At 68.0% G+C, this 18,897-nt stretch carries 19 protein-coding genes; 14 read left to right on the forward strand and 5 right to left on the reverse strand.

The genetic code is table 11. The features are described 5' to 3' along the window. Window positions 1–169 precede the first annotated feature (169 nt). Genes thiL through BRO63_RS26520 form a run of 3 tightly spaced genes read left to right on the forward strand, consistent with a single transcriptional unit; the run spans window position 170 to window position 2,261 of the window. Window positions 170–1,135 (forward strand): thiamine-phosphate kinase, encoded by a 966-nt coding sequence (gene thiL / locus BRO63_RS26510; RefSeq protein WP_088142635.1) that lies wholly within the window; start codon window positions 170–172, stop codon window positions 1,133–1,135. A 56-nt stretch (window positions 1,136–1,191) separates the two neighbouring features. Further along, entirely contained in the window at window positions 1,192–1,698 is a 507-nt protein-coding gene (locus BRO63_RS26515) for a phosphatidylglycerophosphatase A family protein (RefSeq protein ID WP_054452311.1), read from the forward strand. Next, window positions 1,695–2,261: a CinA family protein gene (locus tag BRO63_RS26520; protein WP_088142636.1), complete on the forward strand. Its 567-nt coding sequence runs from the start codon at window positions 1,695–1,697 to the stop codon at window positions 2,259–2,261. Before BRO63_RS26515 ends, BRO63_RS26520 begins: the two co-directional genes overlap by 4 nt. 47 nt (window positions 2,262–2,308) lie before the next feature. On the opposite strand, the gene pyrF is transcribed toward BRO63_RS26520, so the two are convergent. Genes pyrF through BRO63_RS26535 form a run of 3 tightly spaced genes read right to left on the reverse strand, consistent with a single transcriptional unit; the run spans window position 2,309 to window position 4,901 of the window. Continuing rightward, window positions 2,309–3,127 (reverse strand): orotidine-5'-phosphate decarboxylase, encoded by an 819-nt coding sequence (pyrF, locus tag BRO63_RS26525; RefSeq protein ID WP_088142637.1) that lies wholly within the window; start codon window positions 3,125–3,127, stop codon window positions 2,309–2,311. A gap of 6 nt (window positions 3,128–3,133) precedes the next feature. Continuing rightward, window positions 3,134–4,453 carry an NAD(P)/FAD-dependent oxidoreductase gene (locus BRO63_RS26530; protein ID WP_088142638.1) on the reverse strand — a complete coding sequence of 440 codons (1,320 nt, stop codon included), beginning with the start codon at window positions 4,451–4,453 and terminating at the stop codon, window positions 3,134–3,136. A 49-nt stretch (window positions 4,454–4,502) separates the two neighbouring features. Then, window positions 4,503–4,901, reverse strand: coding sequence for a diacylglycerol kinase (locus BRO63_RS26535; protein WP_088142639.1), 399 nt, complete (start codon window positions 4,899–4,901; stop codon window positions 4,503–4,505). 182 nt (window positions 4,902–5,083) lie between these two features. On the opposite strand from BRO63_RS26535, the gene BRO63_RS26540 reads away from it, so the two are divergent. The 11 genes from BRO63_RS26540 (at window position 5,084) to BRO63_RS26590 (ending at window position 17,235) form a co-directional block, all read left to right on the forward strand. Beyond that, window positions 5,084–5,821 (forward strand): FadR/GntR family transcriptional regulator, encoded by a 738-nt coding sequence (locus BRO63_RS26540; RefSeq protein WP_088142640.1) that lies wholly within the window; start codon window positions 5,084–5,086, stop codon window positions 5,819–5,821. Window positions 5,822–5,870: 49 nt separating this feature from the next. Next, a complete protein-coding gene (locus BRO63_RS26545) occupies window positions 5,871–6,905 on the forward strand; it encodes an L-idonate 5-dehydrogenase (RefSeq protein WP_088142641.1) in 1,035 nt (344 codons plus the stop codon). A 61-nt stretch (window positions 6,906–6,966) separates the two neighbouring features. Beyond that, window positions 6,967–7,941: a sialic acid TRAP transporter substrate-binding protein SiaP gene (locus BRO63_RS26550; protein WP_088142642.1), complete on the forward strand. Its 975-nt coding sequence runs from the start codon at window positions 6,967–6,969 to the stop codon at window positions 7,939–7,941. A gap of 64 nt (window positions 7,942–8,005) precedes the next feature. Further along, window positions 8,006–8,632 carry a TRAP transporter small permease gene (locus BRO63_RS26555; RefSeq protein WP_088142643.1) on the forward strand — a complete coding sequence of 209 codons (627 nt, stop codon included), beginning with the start codon at window positions 8,006–8,008 and terminating at the stop codon, window positions 8,630–8,632. 44 nt (window positions 8,633–8,676) lie between these two features. Continuing rightward, window positions 8,677–10,083 carry a TRAP transporter large permease gene (locus BRO63_RS26560; protein ID WP_088142644.1) on the forward strand — a complete coding sequence of 469 codons (1,407 nt, stop codon included), beginning with the start codon at window positions 8,677–8,679 and terminating at the stop codon, window positions 10,081–10,083. Between the two features lie 13 nt (window positions 10,084–10,096). Further along, window positions 10,097–10,843, forward strand: coding sequence for an SDR family oxidoreductase (locus tag BRO63_RS26565; RefSeq protein WP_088142645.1), 747 nt, complete (start codon window positions 10,097–10,099; stop codon window positions 10,841–10,843). A 29-nt stretch (window positions 10,844–10,872) separates the two neighbouring features. Continuing rightward, window positions 10,873–11,739: a fumarylacetoacetate hydrolase family protein gene (locus BRO63_RS26570; protein ID WP_088142646.1), complete on the forward strand. Its 867-nt coding sequence runs from the start codon at window positions 10,873–10,875 to the stop codon at window positions 11,737–11,739. A gap of 27 nt (window positions 11,740–11,766) precedes the next feature. After that, on the forward strand, window positions 11,767–13,302 hold the full coding sequence (locus BRO63_RS26575; protein ID WP_088142647.1) for a UxaA family hydrolase: 1,536 nt from the start codon (window positions 11,767–11,769) through the stop codon (window positions 13,300–13,302). Between the two features lie 50 nt (window positions 13,303–13,352). Next, the gene (gene manD / locus BRO63_RS26580) at window positions 13,353–14,564 is read left to right on the forward strand and encodes a D-mannonate dehydratase ManD (RefSeq protein WP_088142648.1); all 1,212 of its coding nucleotides are present in this window, start codon (window positions 13,353–13,355) and stop codon (window positions 14,562–14,564) included. A 3-nt stretch (window positions 14,565–14,567) separates the two neighbouring features. Further along, window positions 14,568–16,130 carry a mannitol dehydrogenase family protein gene (locus BRO63_RS26585; protein ID WP_088142649.1) on the forward strand — a complete coding sequence of 521 codons (1,563 nt, stop codon included), beginning with the start codon at window positions 14,568–14,570 and terminating at the stop codon, window positions 16,128–16,130. Window positions 16,131–16,170: 40 nt separating this feature from the next. Next, window positions 16,171–17,235 carry an Ldh family oxidoreductase gene (locus tag BRO63_RS26590; protein ID WP_088142650.1) on the forward strand — a complete coding sequence of 355 codons (1,065 nt, stop codon included), beginning with the start codon at window positions 16,171–16,173 and terminating at the stop codon, window positions 17,233–17,235. A gap of 15 nt (window positions 17,236–17,250) precedes the next feature. Here BRO63_RS26590 and BRO63_RS26595 read toward each other — a convergent pair whose 3' ends face one another. Further along, complete coding sequence (locus BRO63_RS26595; RefSeq protein ID WP_088142651.1) at window positions 17,251–18,261, reverse strand: amidohydrolase family protein; 1,011 nt, start codon at window positions 18,259–18,261, stop codon at window positions 17,251–17,253. A 69-nt stretch (window positions 18,262–18,330) separates the two neighbouring features. Then, window positions 18,331–18,882 (reverse strand): 3-hydroxyanthranilate 3,4-dioxygenase, encoded by a 552-nt coding sequence (locus BRO63_RS26600; protein ID WP_088142652.1) that lies wholly within the window; start codon window positions 18,880–18,882, stop codon window positions 18,331–18,333. Window positions 18,883–18,897 lie beyond the last annotated feature (15 nt).

Below are 18,897 nucleotides of genomic sequence, written 5' to 3' on the forward strand. Positions count from 1 at the left end.
CCCAGGGGGGCGCCGCTGCGGACCGGCGGAGCCGGATCCGCGCGGCCCGGATTGTGGGGCACCTGTTTCTTGCGCGGTTGTGCGGCGGCGCGACCCATGATTTGTGTGGGGGCTGTAAGTCCCCCGCGGGATTCAACGCCGGCCGGCTGCGCCGGACTGCGGAGTTGCCTTGGCGTCCGAATTTGATTTGATCGCGCGCTATTTCACCCGCGCGGCCCCTGCCGGCCTGCTGGGCGTGGGCGATGATTGCGCCCTGTTCCCGGTCCCGCCCGGCGAACAGGTGGCCACCAGCACGGACTTGCTGCTGGAAGGCCGCCATTTCTTTCCCGATGTGGATCCGAAGTCGCTGGGGCACAAGGCCCTGGCGGTGAATCTGTCCGATCTGGCCGCCATGGGCGCGCGCCCTGTCGGCTGCGTGCTGGGCCTGGCCTTGCCGCGGCTGGACGAACCCTGGCTGGCGGCTTTCGCTGAGGGCTTCCACGCGCTGGCCGCCGCCCACGGCTGCCCGCTCATCGGCGGCGACACCACGCGCAGCGCGCACGACCTTGCCATCAGCGTCACCGTGTTCGGCGCCGTGCCGGCAGCGCAGGCCCTGAGACGGGACGGCGCCCAGGCTGGCGACGACATCTGGGTATCGGGCGAATTGGGGGCGGCCGACGTCGCCTACCGTCTGCTGGACGGGCAGTACCCTGCCGATGCGGCGCTGCTGGCGGCGACGCGCGGCGCGCTGGAATGGCCCGAGCCGCAGGTGGCACTGGGTCTGGCGCTGCGCGGCATCGCCCATGCCGCCATCGATATTTCCGACGGCCTGCTGCAGGACCTGGGCCACATCCTGGCCGCCAGCCGCGTCGGCGCCACGCTGCAGTACGAGCAGATGCCCGTGGCCGCCGCCCTGGCGCCGCTGGACGAAGCGCCGCTGCGCCGAGCCGTGCTGGGCGGGGGCGACGTCTACCAGCTGTGCTTCACCGCGCCTGCTTCCGGGCGCGAGGCCGTGGTCGCTGCGGCGGCCGCATCCGGCGCGCGCATCACCCGCGTCGGACAGGTCCAGGCGCGGCCCGGCCTGTCCGTGCTGGACAGCCAGGGCCAGCCCCTGGCCGAGCTGCCTGCCGGTTTCGATCATTTTCCCGCGGCCTGATCCGCCGCGTCCCAACCCGCACACCCATGCCGTCGACCGACAATCGTCCCACCTCCATGCGCGACCGCGCCCGGACCGCATACCCGCCCTTGTCCTGGGTCTGTCGCGATCCGGGCAGGCTCATCGCCTTTGGCTTCGGCAGCGGCCTGATCCGGCCTGCCTCGGGCACCTGGGGCACGCTGCTGGCCTGGGCGATCTGGGTCGCCGCCGCGCCCGCCGCGTCGGACTGGGCGATCGGCGCATTCCTGGCGCTGGCTTTTTTATACGGATGCTGGGCCTGCCATCGCGTCGGCCGTGAACTCCAGCAGTCGGATCATGTCGGAATGGTCTGGGACGAGATGGTGGCGTTCTGGCTGGTGCTCTGGCTGACGCCCGCGGGCTGGTTGCCGCAGGCGCTGGCGTTCGTGCTGTTCCGCACGTTCGACATCGTCAAGCCGCCTCCCATCAAGTTCTTCGACGCCCACATCAAGGGCGGTTTCGGCGTGATGTGGGACGATATCGTGGCGGCCGGATACGCCTTGCTGGTCATGGCGCTGGTCGTGCGCACAGGAGTCTTGGGATGAGCGGACAACAAGAAGGCACCCGGCAAAATCTGTCGGCCGAACAGTTGGCGCAGGCCACCTCGCTGGCCCTGGCCGAAAGGCTGGGCGAAACGCTGCGGCGCAAGGGCTGGATGCTGGGCACGGCCGAATCCTGCACCGGCGGCCTGTTGGCCGGGGCCATGACGGCGGTGGCTGGATCCAGCGACTGGTTCGAGCGCGGCTTCGTGACCTACAGCAACGAGGCCAAGGTTTCTGAACTGGACGTGTCGCCCGACGCCTTGCACCACTTCGGCGCCGTCAGCGAACCGGTGGCGCTGGAGATGGCCAACGGCGTGCTGCTGGCCTCGCCCGCCGCGCATGTGGCGGTGTCCACGACAGGCATCGCCGGTCCCGGCGGCGCGACGCCCGGCAAGCCGGTGGGCATGGTGTGCTTCGGTTTCGCGCTGCGCGCGGGCGAAGGCATCAGCAGCCGCGCCGTCACGCACGTGTTCCCCGGCGACCGCGCGCAAGTGCGCAACGCGGCGGTGGATTACGCGCTGCGCGGGGTGCTGGAATTGTTGGGAGCGCCGGTCAACCGACGCTGAAGGACGAGGCTTGCGCAGCTGGGGGCGCGAAGCCCCCGTGCCGGAGATCAGCGCACCGCGTTGATCGCGTCGCGCAAGCCCTTGGCCGCCGTGCCGGCGGCCTCGCGCCAGTCGTCGCCGCCGCTGGCGTAGATGATGGCGCGCGACGAGTTGATCATCATGCCGCTGCGGGCCGTGTTGGCGCCGGCGTTCACCGTGGCGGTGATGTCGCCGCCCTGGGCGCCGATGCCTGGCACCAGCAGCGGCACCGCGTCGCCGATGCGTTCGCGCACCGCGGCCAGCTCATTCGGGAAGGTCGCGCCCACCACCAGGCCGCACTGGCCATTGGCGTTCCATTTGTCGGCGACCAGGCCCGCGACGTGCAGGTAGAGCGGCTCGCCATTGTCCATCTTCAGGAATTGCAGATCCGAGCCGCCGGGGTTGGAGGTGCGGCACAGCACGATCACGCCGCGGTCGCGCCACGCCAGATAGGGTTCCACCGAGTCCAGGCCCATGTAGGGGCTGACCGTCAGCGCGTGCGCCTGGTAGCGTTCGTAGGCTTCGCGGGCATAGTTCTCGGCGGTGGAGCCGATGTCGCCGCGCTTGGCGTCCAGCACGATGGGCAGGTCGGGATGCTTTTCGCGGATGTGCTGGCACAGCGCTTCCAGCTGGTCTTCGGCGCGGTGCGCGGCAAAGTAGGCGATCTGCGGCTTGAAGCTGCAGGCGTAGGGCGCGGTGGCGTCCACGATGTCGCGGCAGAACTGGAAGATGGCGTCCGGCTTGTCCTGCAGTTCGCGGGGGAAGCGCTGCGGATCGGGATCCAGCCCGACTTGCAGGAGCGAGTTGCTGGTGGTCCAGGCGTGTTCGAGTTTTTGCAGGAAATTCATGGGAGTTCAGTGCAGTTTGACCCGCGGGCGCGTGCGCCGCATGAGCAGGCGGGCCAGGGCAAGGGAGGCGGTACGAGAGACGCCGAGCACCGCTTTGTGGTGCATCAGGTGCAGGCTCATGTACATCAGGCGTGCCAGTGTACCGCTTACGAACAGTCCCCGTCCGGCGAGCTTGCCCATCAGGCTGCCGACGCCGGCGTCCTGGCCCAGCGACACCAGCGAGCCGTGGTCCTCGTAGACGTAGGGCGCGGTGGATTCGGGCGCATGGCGCAGGCGCGCGGTGAGCTTCTTGGCCAGGTAGTCGGCCTGCTGGTGGGCCGCCTGGGCGCGGGCCGGCACGCTGCGGCCGTCGCGCCACGGCGCCGCGCAGCAGTCGCCCAGCGCCAGGATGTGCGGATCGGCGGTTTCCAGCCGTTCGTTGACTTCCAGTTGGCCCACCTTGTTCAGCGGCAGGTCCAGGTCGGCCAGCAGGGCCGGGCCCTGGATGCCCGCCGCCCACATGCAGAGCTGGGCGGGGAATTCACGGCCGTCCGCTGTCCTGACGCTGTCGGCCGTGACTTCCGAGACCCGGCAGGACGTTTCCACCCGTATGCCCATCTCGGTCAGCCGCTTGGTGGCCGCTATCGAGATCTTCTCGGGCAGGGCGGACAGGATGCGCGGCGCGCCCTCGACCAGGGTGATGGCCAGGTCGCGTTCGGCGCGGAAATTGGGCAGGCCGTAGGCGCTGACCACGTGGCTGGCCTCGACCAGTTCCACGGCCAGCTCGACGCCGGTGGCGCCGCCGCCCACGATCACCAGATCCAGGCGGGCCGAGGGGTTGCGCACCTTGGCCTGGTCGACCAGGGCCATGGCCTTGAGCATGGTCAGCCGGAATTGCTCGGCGTTCTCGGTGGAGTCCAGCGTGACCGCGTGTTCGGCCGCGCCCGGCGTATTGAAGAAATTGGAGGTGCTGCCCAGGGCCAGCACCAGGGTGTCGTAGGCCAGTTCGCGGCGCGGCAGGACTTCCTGGCCCTGCGCGTCGCTCACCGCGCCCACCGTGATCCGGCGCTGCTCGCGGTCGACCTGTTCCAGACGGCCCTGCGCGAACGAAAACCCGTTCATGTGGGCCAGCATCAGGTAGGACAGGCCTTCCTGGTGGATGTCCAGCGTGCCCGCGGCCGCTTCATGCAGCGAGGGTTTCCAGATATGGAAGGGGCGGCTGTCGACCAGCGTGATGTGCTGCCGGCCATGCACGCGGCCGAGCTTGGCCGCCAATTCCAGGCCGCCGGCGCCGCCGCCGACGATGACAATGCGCTCGGAGGAGTCGGGTGTCGATCTAGGCATCATGGCTCCCAGTATAAGTAGCGGCGCATCTCCCCGGAGATGATTAGCCGCGTCAATGCATGACGAATCGGCTGATGGCCACGCCGATCCAGACCGCCCCGGCGAAGATCAGCAGCAGCATCACGGCGGCGCTGCCCAGGTCCTTCGCGCGTCCCAGCAGCGGGTGCGATTCGACGGAAAGCGCGTCGGCCAGCGCCTCGATGGCGGAATTCAGCAACTCCGCCGCCAGCACCATGATCACCGTGCCCACCAGGAAAAACACTTCGACCGTGGTCCGGCCGAGGAAGAACGCGGCCGGGATCATCAACACGGCCAGCGCCAGTTCCTGGCGGAATGCCGCCTCGTACTTGATCGCGGCCTGCAGGCCCTGCAGCGAGTAGCGCAGCGCATTCAGGATGCGGCGCAGGCCGCCTGTGCTCTTGTAGGGCGAATGATGCGGATTGTGTGACATGGGTACGGAAAGTGGGCTGGGTGTGGCGGCTTTTTAACAGATAAGCATTGCCCGCGAGGCCATCGCGTGCATCTTTGGGCAAACCCTAATTGTGACGCATCCAGGGCCGGCGCAAGATTTGGTCAATTGGTAAGGCCACTTTACCTTTTGGCCTGAATTTCCTACCCGAGTTTCCGCAGTCCATGCCCATCCAGACCATCGAACCCCGCCGCCTGTATCGCCAGATCGCCGACCAGCTTCGCCTGCTGATCGAGTCGGGCGAGTTCCCGGTCGGCGCGCGCCTGCCGCCCGAGCGCGATCTGGCGCTCAAGCTGGGCGTGTCGCGTCCGTCGGTGCGCGAAGCGCTGATCGCGCTGGAGGTCGAAGGCTGGGTGGAGGTCCGCATGGGCTCGGGCGTCTATGTGCAAAGCCTGGCCGGGGGACCGCGCGCCAGCCTGACGGCAGAGAGTCCGCTGGAAACCATACGCGCCCGCCAGGTGATCGAAGGCGAGCTGGCCGCGCAGGCCGCCTTGCGCAACACACCGGCGCTGGTGGACGGGCTGGCCGAAGCCGTCGGCACCATGGAAGACGAGGCGCAAGCCGGCAACGTGCCGATCCGCGGAGACCGCTTGTTCCACCTACGCGTCGCCGAGATGGCGAACAACGCCGTGCTGGTGCGCGTGGTGAGCGAACTGTTCGACGAGCGCCACAATCCGTTGTCCGTAAAGCTGGGCGACTACTTCGAGAATCCATCCAGCTGGGCGGCAGCCATCGCTGAACACCGCAAGGTGATCGAGGCCATCCGCGCCGGCGACGATCGCGGCGCGCGCGCCGCCATGCACCACCATCTGGCCTGCTCGCACGATCGCCTCACGGCAAGCTGGCCTGGCGCGGACGCGTCCGGCCTGCAGTTGGACAGCCGGGAGCAGACGGAACCATGACCATCGCACGCAGGTGTCCCCCGTTCGGAACGCCAAGGAGCAAGTCGCCATGACGCTGGCCTGTCGCATCCACGGGGCGCGCGACCTGCGCCTGGAACCGGACGAAGTCGCGCCGCTGGCGCCGCACGAGGTGGAACTGAGGCTGGGGGCGGCGGGCATCTGCGGATCCGACCTGCACTATTTCCTGCATGGCCGCGTGGGCGCCTTCGTCATCCGCGAGCCCCTCATCCCCGGCCACGAGGCTTCGGGCGTGGTGCTGCGGACGGGCGATGCCGTGCGGTCGGTGGCTCCGGGCATGAAGGTCGCCATCAATCCCTCCCACCCTTGCGGTGGCTGCGACTACTGCCGCGCCGGCCGCGACAATCTCTGCCGCAACATGCGCTTTCTCGGCAGCGCCAGCATCTATCCGCACGTGCAAGGCATGTTCCGCGAACGCTTCGTGATGGGCGAACGCCAGCTCACGCCGGTGCCGGAAGCAGACGTCTCTTTGGGTGAGATCGCCTGTGCGGAGCCGCTGTCCATCGGCCTGCATGGCGTCAACCGGGCGGGTCCCATGATGGGCAAGCGCGTGCTGGTCACGGGCGGGGGCACCATAGGCTGCATGACCGTGCTGGCCGCCAGGCTGGCGGGCGCGGCCCACGTGACCGTGGCGGACGTGGCCGACCGGCCGCTGGACATGGCGCGCCAGGTCGGCGCCGACGAGGCCGTGCGCAGCGACCGGCTCGCGCCTGCCGACCTGGCCGATATCGCCGACATCAGCATCGAAGCGGCCGGCAGTCCGGCGGCGCTGGCGACCTGCCTGACGGCGACGCGGCGCGGCGGCCGCATCGTGCAAGTGGGAACGCTGCCCGCCGAGGGCATCGCGTTTCCGGCCAACAACATCATGGCGCGGGAGCTCGACTATGTCGGCGCGTTCCGAGCCGGCGTGGAGTTCGATTGGGCCGTCTCCTACCTGCGTGCGCGCAAGGTCGACGTGCGGCCCCTGATGAGCGCGCAGTTGCCGTTGTCGCAGGCGTTCGAGGCCTTCGAGCTGGCGGCGGATCGCAGTCGCAGTACCAAGGTGCAACTTGTAGTTGAAGCGTGACCCGCTGGCGGCTCTTCACGGGCTGCCACGCCGGGCATTCAAAAAACAACGAGGAGACGACATGAACCTAGGCAACGCCGTCAAGGCGCTGGTTGCCGCCATTGCGCTCGCCGCCAGCGGCAGCGCAATGGCGCAGACCAAGCTCAAGTGGGCCCACGTATACGAGACATCCGAACCCTTCCATACCGCGTCCGTCTGGGCGGCGCAGGAAATCGGCAAGCGTACCAACGGCCGCTACCAGATCGACGTATACCCGGCCTCGCAGCTGGGCAAGGAAAACGACATCAACCAGGGCCTGACCCTGGGCACGGTGGACATGATCATCTCGGGCTCCAGCTTCGCGGCCAAGAGCTTTCCCCGCATCGGCGTCACCTACTACCCCTACATCTTCCGCAATCCCGAGCACCTGATCGCCTACACCAAGAGCGACATCTACAAGGAGCTCACGCGCGGCTACGACGAGAAAAGCGGCAACCACATCGTCGCCACCACCTACTACGGCACGCGCCAGACCACGTCCAACCGGGCCTTCACCAAGTGTTCCGAAATGAAGGGCCTGAAGATCCGCGTGCCCGACGTGGCTGCCTACCTGGCCATGCCGCGCGCCTGCGGCGCCAACACCGCGCCGATCGCCTTCGCCGAGGTCTACCTGGCTTTGCAGAACGGCACCGTGGAGGCGCAGGAGAACCCGCTCACCACCATCGAGGCCAAGAAGTTCTACGAGGTGCAGAAGAACATCATCCTCACCGGCCATATCGTCGATCACCTGAATACGGTGATCTCCGGCAAGCTGTGGAAGAGCCTGTCCGACGAGGACAAGAAGATCTTCGCCGAAGTGGCGCAGCAGGCGGCCGAGAAGGCCTCTGCCGAGGTCGCTGAAAGCGAGAAGAAGATGGTCGAGGTATTCCGCAAGCGCGGCCTGAACGTGGCGGAGGTGAACGTCCAGGACTTCCGCGACACCGTGCTGGAGAAAGTGCCGTTCAAGCAGTACGGCTACGAGAAATCGGATTGGGAACGGATCCAGGCCGTGAAGTAAACGCATGCGGAGCCGCTGCGGCGGCTCCGCGCCGACCTGTCCGATTCCGTACAAGGGGAACGCCATGCATTCCGATGCCAAGGCCGCCGTCATGGCGGCCGCCAGCAACAACCCTGTCCATCCCGCAGGGCACCAGCCGCCCGCCACGGCGCAGGAGATCGTCCACAGTTTCGAGGAAGCCGACCATCACGAGGTCAGCCTGGCCGGTTACCAGCCCGAAGACTGGATCTGCCTGGGCATATTCTGGGTCATGGCGCTGCTGGTCTTCCTGCAGTTCTTCTCGCGCTATGTACTGAACGACTCCTACGCCTGGACCGAGGAACTGGCTGTCTACTGCCTGATCGGCGTGGTGTTCATCGGTTCGGCCATGTGCGTGCGCGCCTGCCGCCACATCCAGGTGGACTTCCTGTACCGCTATCTGCCGCCTCCCGTCGGCCGCGTGTTGGCCACCGTCATCGACCTGCTGCGCACGGCGTTCTTCGGCTACGCGGTATGGCTCACCTACCGCTACATCACCCTGGTCGGCGACGAACCCATGACCACGCTGTTCTGGAACAAGGCCTATGTCTACTGGATGGCGCTGGCGGGCTTCGCGCTGATGTTCCTGCGCTCGGTGCAGGTGTCGATCAGCAACTGGCGCCAGGGCTACTCCATCCTGGAAAACCCCGCGGCCTACGAGTCGCAGGACTAGCCGGGGCGGCCCCGGAATCCGACAACGACAACCGGAAGCGAGACATGGGCATACTGATCGGAACCTTTCTGCTGTTGATGATCTTCGGCCTGCCGGTGGCGGTAGCCATGGCGGGCGCGTCGCTGCTGTTCGTGCTGATTTCGGGCAGCGTGCCCGACGTGGTAGTGGCGCAGCGCATGATCGCGGGCGTGGAGTCCTTCCCGCTGCTGGCCGTGCCGTTCTTCATCCTGGCCGGCAACCTGATGAACATCGCCGGCATCACCGGCCGCATCTACAACTTCGCCGTGGCGCTGGTGGGCTGGATGCGCGGCGGGCTGGGGCAGGTGAACATCATCGGCTCGGTGGTGTTCGCCGGCATGTCGGGCACCGCCATCGCCGACGCCGCGGGCCTGGGCACCATCGAGATCAAGGCCATGAAGGACCACGGCTACGAGACCGAGTTCGCGGTGGGCGTGACGGCCGCTTCGGCCACGCTGGGTCCCATCATTCCGCCGTCGCTGCCCTTCGTCATCTACGGCATGATGGCCAACGTGTCTATCGGTTCGCTGTTCCTTGCCGGCCTGATCCCAGGCGCGGTCCTGACCGTGCTGATGATGCTGACCGTCGCCTATTACGCGCGCCGCAACAACTGGGGCGGCGACGTGTCCTTCGACTGGAAGCGGTTGGGCGCCGCCGGGCTGGAAGTCGGCATCGTGCTGGCGTTCCCGCTGGCCATCTGGCTCATGACCGAGGCCGGCATGTCGGCCAACCTGGCCGCCGGCGTCGCCTTTGCCGTGTTGCTGGCGCTGGACTGGCGCTACAACTTCTCGGCGGTGATGGCGCTGATGGCGCCGGTCATCCTGATCGGAGGCATGACGCTGGGCTGGTTCACGCCCACGGAGGCCGCCGTGGCCGCGGTGATATGGGCATTGTTCCTGGGGCTGGTGCGCTATCGCTCCATGACCTTGCGGACCCTGGCCAAGGCAACTTTCGACACCATCGAGACCACGGCCTCGGTGCTGTTCATCGTCACCGCTGCGTCGGTGTTCGCGTGGCTGCTGACCACCACCCAGGCGGCCCAGGCGCTGACCGACGGCATTCTCAGCGTGACGCAGAACAAGTGGGTGTTCCTGCTGATGGCCAACGTGCTGATCCTGATCGTGGGCTGCTTCATCGACACCATCGCCGCCATCACCATCCTGGTGCCCATCCTGCTGCCCATCGTGCTCAAGCTGGGCATCGACCCGATCCATTTCGGCCTGATCATGACGCTGAACCTGATGATAGGCCTGCTGCATCCGCCCATGGGCATGGTGCTGTTCGTGCTGGCGCGGGTATCCAAGCTGTCGGTGGAACGGACCACGGTCGCCATCCTGCCCTGGCTGGTACCGCTGTTCCTGGCGCTGATCGCCATTACCTACATCCCCCAGATCACCCTCTGGCTGCCCACCGCCATGGGCATGGCCAAGTAAAAAGGAAGACGTCATGACTGGAAGGCTGCAAGGCAAGACCGCCATCGTCACCGCCGCAGGGCAAGGCATCGGCCGCGCCGTGGCCGAGGCCTACGTCCGCGAAGGCGCCGACGTGCTGGCGCTGGACATCAACGGCGGGGCGCTGGAAACGCTGGCGGGATGTCGGCGCCGCGTGCTGGACGTGACCGACGCCGCCGCGATCGGCGCGCTGGCCGCCGAGGCCGGACCGGTGGACGTGCTGTTCAACGGCGCCGGCTTCGTGCACGCCGGGACCATCCTGGACTGCGACGAAAAAGCCTGGGACTTTTCGTTCGAATTGAACGTGAAGTCCATGTACCGCATGATCCGCGCCTGCCTGCCCGGCATGCTGGCGCGCGGCGGCGGCTCCATCGTCAACATGGCCTCGGTGGCGTCCAGCATCAAGGGCGCGCCCAACCGCTGCGTCTACGGCGCCACCAAGGCGGCGGTGATCGGGCTGACCAAGTCCGTGGCCGCGGATTACGTGGGCCAGGGCATACGCTGCAACGCCATCTGCCCAGGCACGGTGGAATCGCCTTCGCTGCGTCAACGCATCGAAGCGCAGGCCAGCGCCGGCGGCCAGACGCTGGCCGCCGTGGAAGCCGCCTTCGTCGCCCGCCAGCCCATGGGCCGCATCGGCAGCGCCGAGGAAATCGCCCTGCTGGCGGTGTACCTGGCCAGCGACGAGTCCGCCTTCACCACCGGCACCGCTCAGGTCATCGACGGCGGCTGGTCGAACTGAACATTCACTACACACATGAGGAACATGCGATGAAACTGTTGCGCTATGGTGCGAAAGGCGCGGAGAAGCCCGGAATGCTGGACGCCCGCGGGCAGGTGCGGGACCTGTCGGCCGTCCTGCCGGACATAGCCGCCGCCACGCTCACGCCCGCGGGCCTGGCGCGGCTGCGCGCGCTGGACCCGGCCAGCCTGCCGCTGGTGGACCGCCCGGGCCGCCTGGCCCCGCCCTGGAGCGGCATGGGCAAGTTCATCTGCATCGGGCTGAACTACGCCGACCATGCGGCGGAATCGGGCCTGCCGGTGCCGGCCGAGCCGGTGATCTTCATGAAGCCCACTTCGGCCGTGGTCGGCGGCAACGATCCCGTGGTGTTGCCGCAAGACTCCGTCAAGACCGACTGGGAAGTGGAGCTGGGCGTGGTGATCGGCGAGCGGGCCCGCTACGTCAGCGAGGCAGACGCCATGAACCACGTGGCCGGCTATTGCGTGGTCAACGACGTGTCCGAACGCGAATACCAGATCGAGCGCGGCGGCACCTGGGACAAGGGCAAGGGCTGCGACACCTTCGGCCCGGTCGGCCCGTGGCTGGTCACCGCCGACGAGATCGCCGACCCGCAGGCGCTGGACATGTGGCTGGACGTCAACGGCAAGCGCTATCAGAACGGCAGCACCCGCACCATGGTGTTCGGCGTGGCGCAGCTGGTGTCCTACGTCAGCCGTTTCATGACCCTGTATCCAGGCGACCTGATCAGCACCGGCACGCCGCCGGGCGTGGGCATGGGCCAGAAGCCGGCGCCCGTGTACCTGAAGGCCGGCGACGAGGTGCGGTTGGGCATTGCCGGCCTGGGCGAACAGCAGCAGCGCGTCCACGCCTGGGACCCCGCATTGATCGACGGTTAGCGGCGCGCGCGCGCCAGGAGCCACCTCATGTCAGAAATCGATACCGCGGTCATACGCATCCACCCGGCGGACAACGTGGTGATCGCCAGGCGGCAGTTGGCCGGAGGCACGAGCCTGGCCGGCGAAAACGTCGTCGTGCGCGGGCTGGTGCCGCCGGGGCACAAGGTGGCGACGCGCGCCATCGCCGCAGGCGAATCCGTGCGGCGCTACAACCAGGTCATCGGCGTGGCGCGCTGCGACATCGCGCCGGGCTCGCACGTCCATACGCAGAACCTGGAATTTTCCGACTTCGAGCGCGACTACGCCGTGGGCGCCGACGCGCGCGCCACCGACTACGTCGACGCGCCCGCGCAATTCGAAGGCATCGTGCGGGCCGACGGCCGCGTCGCCACGCGCAACTACATCGGCATCCTCACCAGCGTAAACTGTTCCGCCACGGCCGCGCGCGCCATTGCCGACCATTTCCGCCGCGACATCCATCCGGAGGCGCTGGCCGGCTATCCCAACGTGGACGGCGTGGTGGCGCTGACGCATGGCGCGGGCTGCGCCACGGGCAGCGAAGGCGAGCCGCTGCGCCTCTTGCGCCGCACGCTGGGCGGCTACGCGCGCCATCCCAATTTCGCGGGCCTGCTGGTGCTGGGCCTGGGCTGCGAGACCAATCAGATCGGTGGCCTGATGGAACAGGAGGGGCTGCGCGAAAGCGGCTTGCTGCACACCTTCAACATCCAGGAAACTGGCGGCACGCGCAAGACGGTGGCGCATGGCATCGAACTGGTGCGTGCCATGCTGGCGCAGGCCGACCGCGTCCGCCGCCAACCCGTGCCCGCAAGCCAGCTGACCGTGGGCCTCCAATGCGGCGGGTCCGACGGCTACTCGGGCATCAGCGCCAACCCGGCGCTGGGCGCCGCGGTGGACCTGCTGGTGCGCCATGGCGGCAGCGCCATCCTGTCGGAGACGCCGGAGATCTACGGCGGCGAGCACCTGCTGACCCGGCGCGCGGCCACGCCCGAGGTCGCGGCCAAGCTGCTGGCCCGGTTGCGCTGGTGGGAGGACTACTGCGCCCGCAACGACGCCGAAATGGACAACAACCCATCGGCCGGCAACAAGGCGGGGGGGCTGACCACCATCCTGGAGAAATCCCTGGGCGCCATCGCCAAGAGCGGCACGACTCGCCTGGCCGACGTGTACGAATACGCCGAGACGGTCCGCGCGCGCGGGCTGGTGTTCATGGATACGCCGGGCTATGACCCGGTGTCGGCCACCGGCCAGGTCGCCGGCGGCGCCAACCTGATCTGCTTCACCACCGGCCGCGGCTCGGCCTACGGCTGTGCGCCCGCGCCGTCCTTGAAGCTTTCGACCAACACGGCGCTGTGGCAGCGGCAGTCCGACGACATCGACATCAATTGCGGCGAAGTGGTTGACGGCGCGCAAAGCGTGGCGCAGATGGGTGAGCGCATATTCCGTCTGATGCTGGAAACGGCTTCGGGCCGGCGCACGCGCAGCGAGGAACACGGCTACGGCCAGAACGAGTTCGTGCCCTGGCAGTTGGGCGCGGTGATGTAGGCGCCCGGCGTAGGTAGGCCAGGGGTTTCCAGCATTCCACAGGACCATACATGAAGATCACCCAAGCGCGCGTCATCGTCTGCAGCCCCGGCCGCAACTTCGTCACCTTGAAGATCGAAACCGATGAGGGCCTGTACGGCATCGGCGACGCCACGCTCAACGGCCGCGAGCTGGCCGTGGCGGCCTATCTGACCGAGCACGTGATTCCTTGCCTCATCGGGCGCGACCCGCAGCAGATCGAGGACATCTGGCAGTACCTGTATCGCGGCGCATACTGGCGGCGCGGCCCGGTCACGATGTCCGCGATCGCGGCCGTGGACACCGCCTTGTGGGACATCAAGGCCAAGGCCGCGGGTATGCCGCTATACCAGCTGCTGGGCGGCAAGAGCCGTTCTGGCGTCATGGTCTACGGCCACGCCAATGGCCGCGACATCGACGAAACCGTGGACGAGGTGCTGCGCTACCGCGAAATGGGCTACCTGGCCATCCGCGCGCAAAGCGGAGTGCCGGGGCTGAACTCGGTCTATGGCGTGGGACGCGGCCGCATGTTCTACGAGCCGGCCGACGGCTCGCTGCCGTCCGAGCACGACTGGTCCACGGAAAAATACCTGGACCACGCGCCGCGTCTGTTCCAGCGGGTGCGCGACGCAGTGGGCTGGGACACCCATCTGCTGCACGATGTGCATCACCGGCTCACGCCCATCGAGGCCGGCCGCCTGGGCAAGTCGCTGGAACCCTACCGCCTGTTCTGGATGGAGGACGCCACGCCCGCCGAAAACCAGGAAGCCTTTCGGCTGATCCGCCAGCACACGGTCACGCCGCTGGCCGTGGGCGAAGTGTTCAACACCATCTGGGATTGCAAGGACCTGATCGAAAACCAGCTGATCGACTACATCCGCGCCACGGTGGTGCATGCGGGCGGGATCACGCATCTGCGCCGCATTGCCGATCTGGCCGCGCTCTATCAGGTGCGGACCGGCTGCCACGGCGCCACCGACCTGTCGCCCGCTTGCATGGGAGCGGCCCTGCATTTCGACCTGTGGGTGCCGAATTTCGGCATCCAGGAGTACATGCGGCATACCGACGAAACGGACGCGGTGTTTCCCCATGCTTACAGCTTCAACCAAGGCATGCTATACCCTGGCGACGCGCCGGGCCATGGGGTCGACATCGACGAAAAGCTCGCCGCCAGATATCCCTACCAACGCGCCTACCTGCCGGTCAACCGGCAGGCGCATGACGGCGCACTATGGCACTGGTAATCCATGCTCGAACGCTTGAACTCGGAGTCCCTGGCGCATCTGCCCGAGGATGTGGAATCTCCCGCTTATGACCGCAGCCGGGTCACGCCCGGCATCGTGCATCTGGGCATCGGCGCCTTCCATCGCGCCCATCAGGCGGCCGTGACCGACCTGGCCATGGCCGCCAGCGGGGACCTGAGCTGGGGCATCGTGGGCGTGTCGCTGCGCAGCCCGGCGACGCGCGACGCGCTGACGCCGCAGGATGGCCTGTACACGCTGGCGCTGCGCGATGCCGGTCCGGACGGCCAACTGCGGGAACAACTGCGGGTGATCGGATCGGTGCTGCGCATCGTGGTCGCCGAGGAAGACCCCCAAGCGGTGCTCGAGCGCATCGCTTCCGCCCAGACCCGCATCGTCAGCCTGACCGTCACCGAGAAGGGCTACAGCCACGAACCGGCCACCGGCCATCTGCGCTGGGACGATCCCGACATCGAGCACGACCTCGCGAATCCGGTCAGGCCGCGCAGCGCCATCGGCATGCTGGTGTACGGCCTGGCGCTGCGGCGCGAACGCAGCCTGCCTCCCGTCACGCTGCTGTCCTGCGACAACCTGCACGCCAACGGCGACACGCTGCGCAGCCTGGTGCTGGCCTTCGCCTTGCGGGTCGACGTGGGCCTGACCGCGTGGATCGATAACCATTGCACCTTTCCGAACTCCATGGTGGACCGCATCGTGCCGGCCACGCAGGACGAAGACCGCGCGCGCGTGGTGCAGCGCCTGGGATTCGAGGACGCCTGGCCGGTGGTGGGCGAGCCCTTCCTGAACTGGGTCATCGAAGACAAGTTCGCGGCCGGCAGGCCCGCCTGGGACGCCGCCGGCGCGAGCTTCGTGCGCAACGCCGCGCCGTACGAACGCCTCAAGCTGCGCATGGTCAACGCGCCGCATTCCGCATTCGCGTACCTGGGTTCGATGCTGGGCTTGCGCACCAATAGCGAGGCCGCGGCCACGCCGGCGCTGCGCCGCTACGTCGACGACATGATGCGGCTGGAGCTTGGGCCTACGCTGCGCGGCGTTCCGGAGTCGGGGCTGGATGAGTATCGCCTGCGCTTCCTTGCGCGCGTGGCCAATCCGGCGCTGCCGCACCTCACGAGGCAGGTCGCGATGGACGGTTCGCAGAAAGTGCCGCAGCGCCTGCTCGCCGCCATCCGCGACCGCAAGCAGCGGGGCGACGATTTCAGCCGGCTGGCCATGTCGGTAGCCGCCTGGCTGCATTACCTGCGCGGCTACGACGAGCAGGGCAACGCCTATGCCATCCAGGATCCGCTGGCCGGGGCGCTGGCCAAACTGCTGGCGCGCGCCGAGGTGGCCGCCACGGCTTCGGCCCCGTCGCAGGCGGCGCATCGGCGCGCCATGGTGATGGCGGGATTCCGGCCTGTTTTCGGCGACCTGGGCAGCAAGCCCGCCTTTGTCGAGGCGCTGGCCTTGCACCTGGAACGCCTGCGGACGCTTGGCGTGCTGGGCGCGCTGGAGGCCCTGGAGCAGGACGCGGCCCGGCAAGGCTCGGCGCAGCCCGTGCCGGCCGCTTGACCGCTGGCGGCACGCCGCCGGCATCCACAAGGAGCGCAGCATGGCAAGGCCGGAAAGCGTGGACGCGGCGCAGTGGCGGCATTGGGGCGAGGCATGCCTGGAGGCCCTGGACTTCAACCAGGACGACGCCCGCTGCCTGGCCGCCAGCCTGGCGCAGACCAGCTTGTGGGGCATCGATTCGCATGGCATCGCGCGGCTGCCGCACTATCTGAACCGGGTCGCCCATGGTTCCATCCTGGCGCGGCCCGACATCCGCATCCAGCAGAGCGGACCGGCCACCGCGCAGGTGCATGGCGGCAGGGGCCACGGCATCGTGGTGGCGCACCGCGCCAACGAAACGGCCATGGCGCTGGCGCGCGAGGCGGGCGTGGGCGCCGTCGGCGTCAGCGACTCTTCGCACTGCGGGGCCATCGGCCTGTACACGAGCACAGCAGCCCGGCAAGGACTGATCGGCATCGCTTTCACGCATTCCGACGCCATCGCTGCGCCATTCGGCGGCCGGCTGCCGTACTTCGGCACCAATCCCGTTTCCTGTGCTTTCCCCAGGCAGGGTGGCGAGCCGTTGTGTCTGGACATGGCGACGACGTCGATCCCGTGGAATCGCGTCATGAACGCGCGTCGCGACGGTATGGCGCTACCTGCGGGCGTGGCGCTGGATGGCGAGGGGCTGGGCGTGACCGACGCGGCGCATGCCCGCGCCCTGACGCCGCTGGGCGGCGAGTACGGCCACAAGGGCTACGGCCTGGCGATGATGGTCGAATTGCTGTGCGGGCCGCTCAACGGCAATCCTTACGGGCCGCACATCGGTCCCATGTACGAACAGCTGGAACGCCCGCGGGAGCTGGGGGCGTTCTTCATCGTCATCGATCCTGCCCGGTTCGCCGGCGGCGCGGCGTTGGCCGCGGTGGCGGCGGGCATGGCGGCCGAACTGGCGGCACAGCCCGGATCGCCACGCATGCCGGGCGATCCCGAACTGGCCTCGCAGGCACAGCGCCAAGCCACGGGGATTCCGGTGCCGCCGGCGCTGAAGGCTGAAATGGCCGAATGGAGCGGCAGGCTGGGCCTATCCTTGCCGCCATTGGCACCGCCGCGCGCCGAGGCGTGAGCGCGGCCGTACGGGTCAGACGGGACGCCGTTCCAGGCCGAAGAACTCCATCGTGTTGCGGCACAGGATCTTCTGCTGCACTTCCGGCGGCAGGCCGGCGTGCGTCACCAGCTTGCCCACTTCCTGCTCGCCCAGCGGATACGGGTAGTCCGAGCCCAGCAGCACGCGGTCTTCGCCCATCACGTCGATCAGCAGGCGCAGCGCGCGCGGGTCGAACACCGCGCTGTCGGTGTAGAAGCGGTCGGTGTAGGAAGAGGGCAGTTGCGGACAGTCCTGGCGGATGATGTCGCGGTGGCGCCAGGCATTGTCCACCCGGCCCAGCAGGAAGGCGAAGCTGCCGCCGCCGTGCGCGAAGCAGAGCTTCAGGCTGCGCGGAATGCGTTCGAACGCGCCGGACAGGATCAGCGACAGGATGCCCAGCTGGGTTTCGGCGGGCATGGCGACCAGCCAGGGCAGCATCCATTTCTTCATGCGGCCGTCGGTCATCATGTCCCAGGGGTGCACCAGCACCGGGATGTCGTTGTTGGCGCAGTGGATCAGGAACTGCACCAGGGTCTCGTCGTCCAGGTCGCGCGGGCCGACGTGGTTGCCGATCTGCACGCCCAGGTGGCCGGCGGCGCGGGCGCGCGACGCTTCCTCGCAGGCCAGCTCCAGATCCTGCAGCGGCACCTGCGCCAGCGCCTTCAGGCGCGCCGGCGCATGGGCGCAATGCTCCAGCGCCAGGTCGTTCATGCGAGCAGCCCAGTCGGCCGCGGCCTGCGCGGGATAGGAGTAGCCGAACATGATGGGCGTCGCGCACAGGATCTGCAGGTCCACGCCGTTGCGGTCCATTTGCTCCAGGCGCAGGGCGGGGTCCCACAGGGTGGCGTCCACCGGGCGGAAGGGGCGCTCGCCCGCCATGATCTGGCCGCTCGAGCCGTCGCCATCCAGCCGCAGCCAGGGCGCGTTGACGGGGTCCAGCGCCGCTGCTTCCTGCCGGGTGATCGGCGGGAAGAAGTGCGCGTGCATGTCGATTTTCTGGGTCATGTGCAGAACAGGATGAGTCGGTCGGACGCCTGGCCGATCGCGGCGAGGCAAGGCTGGAGGAGAGCGGTCCTAGGCCGGCGCCGCTTGCGCGGAAGGCGCATGCCCCTTGCCGGGATGGATCTCGCCGCAACCGGGACAGGTGCGTTTCTCGGTGCTGGAATAAAAGGCCTGGAACAGCGGCGGCAGGTCGGTCACGATGCTCTTGAGCTGCACCTCCACGCGATGCACCAGGCTGCCGCATTGCGGGCAATACCACTCGAAGCCGTCCAGCAGGCCCGGCGGGCGCTGGCGTTCTATGACCAGGCAGGCGCTGTCGGTTTCGGGCCGTTGCGGCGAATGCCGCACGTGCGGCGGCAGCAGGAAGATGTCGCCTTCCTTGAGATCCACGCGTTCGGGCTTGCCGTCCACCCACAGCGACAGCCAGGCGTTGCCGCGCAGCTGGTAGAAGAACTCTTCCAACGGATCGTCGTGGTAGTCGGTGCGATGGTTCGGGCCGCCGACCACGGTGACGATGAAGTCGGCGTCCTGCCAGATCTGCTGGTTGCCGACCGGTGGCTTGAGCAGGTGCGCGTGGTCGTCTATCCAGCGCTGGAAATTCAACGGCGGGCCATAGGCAGGCATGAGGATCTCCGGAAG

Origin of the sequence: Achromobacter xylosoxidans (assembly GCF_002192695.1) — a bacterium.
Lineage (GTDB): Bacteria > Pseudomonadota > Gammaproteobacteria > Burkholderiales > Burkholderiaceae_B > Achromobacter > Achromobacter xylosoxidans_C.

What these genes read in the sequence shown, in the direction of transcription:
- BRO63_RS26515 (WP_054452311.1), top strand. Translation starts at nt 1,192, where the DNA reads ATGCGCGACCGCGCCCGGACCGCATACCCGCCCTTGTCCTGGGTCTGT.
- BRO63_RS26520 (WP_088142636.1), top strand. Translation starts at nt 1,695, where the DNA reads ATGAGCGGACAACAAGAAGGCACCCGGCAAAATCTGTCGGCCGAACAG.
- pyrF (WP_088142637.1), bottom strand. Translation starts at nt 3,127, where the DNA reads ATGAATTTCCTGCAAAAACTCGAACACGCCTGGACCACCAGCAACTCG.
- BRO63_RS26530 (WP_088142638.1), bottom strand. Translation starts at nt 4,453, where the DNA reads ATGATGCCTAGATCGACACCCGACTCCTCCGAGCGCATTGTCATCGTC.
- BRO63_RS26535 (WP_088142639.1), bottom strand. Translation starts at nt 4,901, where the DNA reads ATGTCACACAATCCGCATCATTCGCCCTACAAGAGCACAGGCGGCCTG.
- BRO63_RS26540 (WP_088142640.1), top strand. Translation starts at nt 5,084, where the DNA reads ATGCCCATCCAGACCATCGAACCCCGCCGCCTGTATCGCCAGATCGCC.
- BRO63_RS26545 (WP_088142641.1), top strand. Translation starts at nt 5,871, where the DNA reads ATGACGCTGGCCTGTCGCATCCACGGGGCGCGCGACCTGCGCCTGGAA.
- BRO63_RS26550 (WP_088142642.1), top strand. Translation starts at nt 6,967, where the DNA reads ATGAACCTAGGCAACGCCGTCAAGGCGCTGGTTGCCGCCATTGCGCTC.
- BRO63_RS26555 (WP_088142643.1), top strand. Translation starts at nt 8,006, where the DNA reads ATGCATTCCGATGCCAAGGCCGCCGTCATGGCGGCCGCCAGCAACAAC.
- BRO63_RS26560 (WP_088142644.1), top strand. Translation starts at nt 8,677, where the DNA reads ATGGGCATACTGATCGGAACCTTTCTGCTGTTGATGATCTTCGGCCTG.
- BRO63_RS26565 (WP_088142645.1), top strand. Translation starts at nt 10,097, where the DNA reads ATGACTGGAAGGCTGCAAGGCAAGACCGCCATCGTCACCGCCGCAGGG.
- BRO63_RS26570 (WP_088142646.1), top strand. Translation starts at nt 10,873, where the DNA reads ATGAAACTGTTGCGCTATGGTGCGAAAGGCGCGGAGAAGCCCGGAATG.
- BRO63_RS26575 (WP_088142647.1), top strand. Translation starts at nt 11,767, where the DNA reads ATGTCAGAAATCGATACCGCGGTCATACGCATCCACCCGGCGGACAAC.
- manD (WP_088142648.1), top strand. Translation starts at nt 13,353, where the DNA reads ATGAAGATCACCCAAGCGCGCGTCATCGTCTGCAGCCCCGGCCGCAAC.
- BRO63_RS26585 (WP_088142649.1), top strand. Translation starts at nt 14,568, where the DNA reads ATGCTCGAACGCTTGAACTCGGAGTCCCTGGCGCATCTGCCCGAGGAT.
- BRO63_RS26590 (WP_088142650.1), top strand. Translation starts at nt 16,171, where the DNA reads ATGGCAAGGCCGGAAAGCGTGGACGCGGCGCAGTGGCGGCATTGGGGC.
- BRO63_RS26595 (WP_088142651.1), bottom strand. Translation starts at nt 18,261, where the DNA reads ATGACCCAGAAAATCGACATGCACGCGCACTTCTTCCCGCCGATCACC.
- BRO63_RS26600 (WP_088142652.1), bottom strand. Translation starts at nt 18,882, where the DNA reads ATGCCTGCCTATGGCCCGCCGTTGAATTTCCAGCGCTGGATAGACGAC.